General features: G+C 72.7%; 3 protein-coding genes. All 3 read left to right on the top strand.

Annotation, left to right across the window (positions count from 1 at the left end; translation table 11 throughout):
* Window positions 1-127 precede the first annotated feature (127 nt).
* The 3 genes from AOK03_RS14215 (at window position 128) to AOK03_RS14225 (ending at window position 3510) form a co-directional block, all read left to right on the top strand.
* Window positions 128-1468 carry a nitrate/nitrite transporter gene (locus AOK03_RS14215; protein WP_055565611.1) on the top strand — a complete coding sequence of 447 codons (1341 nt, stop codon included), beginning with the start codon at window positions 128-130 and terminating at the stop codon, window positions 1466-1468.
* 150 nt (window positions 1469-1618) lie between these two features.
* Window positions 1619-2773, top strand: coding sequence for a uroporphyrinogen-III synthase (locus tag AOK03_RS14220; RefSeq protein WP_055565612.1), 1155 nt, complete (start codon window positions 1619-1621; stop codon window positions 2771-2773).
* A gap of 143 nt (window positions 2774-2916) precedes the next feature.
* On the top strand, window positions 2917-3510 hold the full coding sequence (locus tag AOK03_RS14225; RefSeq protein ID WP_055565613.1) for a CGNR zinc finger domain-containing protein: 594 nt from the start codon (window positions 2917-2919) through the stop codon (window positions 3508-3510).
* The last annotated feature ends 20 nt before the right edge of the window (window positions 3511-3530 follow it).

Genomic DNA, 3530 nt, shown 5'->3' on the forward strand with positions numbered 1-3530 from the left:
GCCCCCACCCCACCCTTCGTGAGAGCAACGTTCCGCGGTGGTCATCGCGCGGCACAAGGTTGAAATGCGATCTCCCTACCTTCGGGATCGTCGGCCGCTGCCCGCGGAGTACCCCTGGAGGCGTGAGATGTGGATCGAGCGGTGGGAACCGGAGGACGAGAGGTTCTGGAAGGAGGAGGGCGGGGAGAAGGTCGCCCGGCGGAATCTCGCGTTCTCCGTGGTGTCCGAGCACGTCGGGTTCTCCGTATGGAGCCTGTGGTCGGTGATGGTGCTGTTCATGGGGCCGGAGTACGGGATCGACGCGGCCGGGAAGTTCTTCCTCGTGTCGATGGCGACCCTGGTCGGGGCCGTCGTCCGGGTTCCCTACACCTTTGCCGTGGCGCGGTTCGGGGGGCGCAACTGGACCGTCATCGCCGCCTCGCTCCTGCTGGTGCCCACCGTCGCCGCGTTCGTCGTCATGGAACCGGGGACGTCGTACGGCACGTTCATGCTGTGTGCGCTGCTCACCGGCGTCGGCGGTGGCAACTTCGCCTCCAGCATGACCAACATCAACTCCTTCTTCCCGCTGCGCAAGAAGGGGTGGGCGCTCGGGCTGAACGCCGGGGGCGGCAACATCGGCGTGCCCGTGGTGCAGCTCGTGGGGCTTGCCGTCATCGGGGCCGGGGGCGGGCCCCGGGTGGTGCTGGGGGTTTATATACCGCTCATCGTCGTGTCCGCCGTCTGTGCGTTTCTCTTCATGGACAGCATTTCCTCCGTCCGCAACGACACGGGGGCGGTGAAGGCCGCGACGCGGGATCCGCACACGTGGATCATGTCGTTCCTGTACGTGGGGACGTTCGGGTCGTTCATCGGGTACGGCTTCGCCTTCGGGCTCGTCCTGCAGACGCAGTTCGGGCGTACGCCCTTGGAGGCCGCGCAGCTGACGTTCGTCGGGCCGTTGCTCGGCTCGCTGATCCGGCCCGTCGGCGGGCGGCTCGCCGACCGGTTCGGCGGGGCCCGCATCACCCTGTGGAACTTCCTCGGGATGGGCGCCGCCACCGGCGTCGTCGTGATCGCGTCCCTGCGTGAGTCGCTGCCGCTCTTCGTCGGCGCGTTCGTCGCGCTCTTCGTGCTGACGGGGCTCGGCAACGGATCCACGTACAAGATGATCCCCGGGATCTTCCAGGCCAAGGCCGAGGCGGAGGGGCTCGCGGGGGAGGAGGCCGCGGCCCAGGGGCGGCGGCTGTCCGGCGCGGCCATGGGGCTGATCGGCGCCGTCGGCGGGCTCGGCGGGCTCGGCATCAACCTCGCGCTGCGGCAGTCCTTCCAGACGGTGGGGTCCGGCACCGGGGCGTACGTCGCCTTCCTCGCCTTCTACGGTGTGTGTGCGGGCGTCACCTGGGCCGTATACCTTCGCCGGCCGGTCGCCCGTACGACCGCCACGGCGGACACTGAGGAGAAGCCGCAGCTCAGCTATGCCGAGGTGTGACGTAACACGGCGGACATCGGAGCGAACCGGGCCCGTCACGCGCCGTTGACAGGCTCGGTCGTCCGCCGTCCACGAAACACGAGTGGGACCGACGAGGTCGACGGGATCGACGGGACTGACGGACTGACGGGACTGAAACGAGAGCCGCTTATGCACGCCCCATCCAGGAACGACCCGACCACCCCCAGCCCCCTCGCCGGATTCACCGTCGGCGTGACCGCGGCCCGGCGCGCCGACGAGCTCGGCGCCCTGCTGGAGCGGCGCGGCGCCACCGTGCTGCACGCGCCCGCCCTGCGCATCGTGCCGCTCGCCGACGACGGTGAACTGCTCGACGCGACCAAGCAGTTGATCGACCACGCGCCCGACGTCGTCGTCGCCACCACCGCCATCGGGTTCCGCGGCTGGATCGAGGCCGCCGAAGGCTGGGGGTACGGGGAGGCGCTGCTGCGCTGTCTGCGCGGGGTCGAACTGCTCGCCCGCGGGCCGAAGGTGAAGGGAGCCGTGCGGGCCGCCGGGCTCACCGAGGAGTGGTCCCCCTCCTCCGAATCCATGGCGGAGGTGTTGGACCGGCTGCTCGGTGAGGGGGTGGACGGGCGGCGCGTCGCCCTGCAGCTGCACGGGGAGCCGCTGCCCGGCTTCGTCGAGGCGCTGCGGGCCGGCGGGGCCGAGGTCGTCATGGTGCCCGTCTACCGATGGCTGCCCCCGGAGGACCTCACGCCCGTGGACCGGCTGCTCGACGCGACCGTCGGGCGGGGCGTCGACGCGCTGACGTTCACCAGCGCGCCCGCCGCCGCGTCCCTGCTCGCCCGCGCCGAGGAGCGCGGCATGACGCCCGAACTCCTCGCCGCCCTGCGCCACGACGTGCTGACCGCCTGTGTGGGGCCCGTCACCGCACTGCCGCTGCAGTCCCTGGGCATCGACACCGTGCAGCCGGAGCGGTTCAGGCTCGGTCCGCTCGTGCAGGTGTTGTGCCGGGAACTGCCCTCCCGGGCAAGGGCGTTGACCGTCGCCGGGCACCGTGTGGAGATCCGCGGGCACGCCGTCCTGGTCGACGAGGAGCTGCGGGCCGTGCCGCCCGCGGGCATGTCCCTGCTCGGCGCCCTCGCCCGCCGCCCCGGCTGGGTGGTGGCCCGCGCCGAGCTGCTGCGCGCGCTGCCGGGCGCGGGCAGTGACGAGCACGCGGTGGAGTCCGCGATGGCCCGCCTGCGCACCGCGCTCGGCACGCCGAAGCTGATCCAGACGGTCGTGAAGCGGGGGTACCGGCTGGCGATCGACCCGTCGTCGGGGTCGAAGTACGCGGGGTGAGGCGCGCGCCACCCCCGCCAACCGGGGGTGGGGGTTCTTGGGGGAACCTGGTGCGGCGGGTTCCGGACCCGGCCGGGGACGGGCACTGTAGGGGTACGCGACGGCATTCACTCACCGGTAACCCCCAAGGCGGTGACAGGCGCATGGCGTTGGGCACGGCCCCGGCTCCGTACGAGCTGCGATTCGACTCCGGGCGGAGCTGCCTGGACCTCGTGGCGACGAACCACCCCGTGGAACGGCTCGACTCCGTGGAGCGGCTGCGCGCCTGGCTCGCCGGCGCCGGCCTCGTTCCCGCGGAAGCGTTACTGCACGGAGCGGGCCCGCAGTGGCTCGCCGCCTTCCGTGAACTGCGCGCACAGGTAGGACAGTTGGTGCGTGGCGAGATCGAGGGCCGGCCCCTCGCCGCCGCGGCCGCGCTCGACCGCGTCAACGCGCTGGCCGCCGCGGCACCCCCGGCCCCGTGTGCGGTACGTGCCGCCGACGGCACGCTGGTCCGCGTCCTGCGCGGCGAGCCCGGCTGCGCGGCGCTCGTCGCCGCCGTCGCCAGGGATGCCGTCGACCTGCTCACCGACCCGGCGGCCCGCGCCCTGCTCCGGCAGTGCGAGGGCGACAACTGCCCGATCGTGTACCTCGACACGTCCCGCGGCCGCCGTCGCCGCTGGTGCTCCAGCGAGGTGTGCGGCAACCGGGAGCGGGTGGCCCGGCACCGCCGGAGGGCGGCGCTCGCCCGCCCCTGAGCCGAGCCCGGCTCCCTCCC

This window comes from Streptomyces atriruber (assembly GCF_001418325.1).
GTDB classification, from domain to species: Bacteria; Actinomycetota; Actinomycetes; order Streptomycetales; family Streptomycetaceae; genus Streptomyces; species Streptomyces atriruber.

Coding starts and splice junctions, on each gene's coding strand:
- AOK03_RS14215 (WP_055565611.1), top strand. CDS start 128: ATGTGGATCGAGCGGTGGGAACCGGAGGACGAGAGGTTCTGGAAGGAG.
- AOK03_RS14220 (WP_055565612.1), top strand. CDS start 1,619: ATGCACGCCCCATCCAGGAACGACCCGACCACCCCCAGCCCCCTCGCC.
- AOK03_RS14225 (WP_055565613.1), top strand. CDS start 2,917: ATGGCGTTGGGCACGGCCCCGGCTCCGTACGAGCTGCGATTCGACTCC.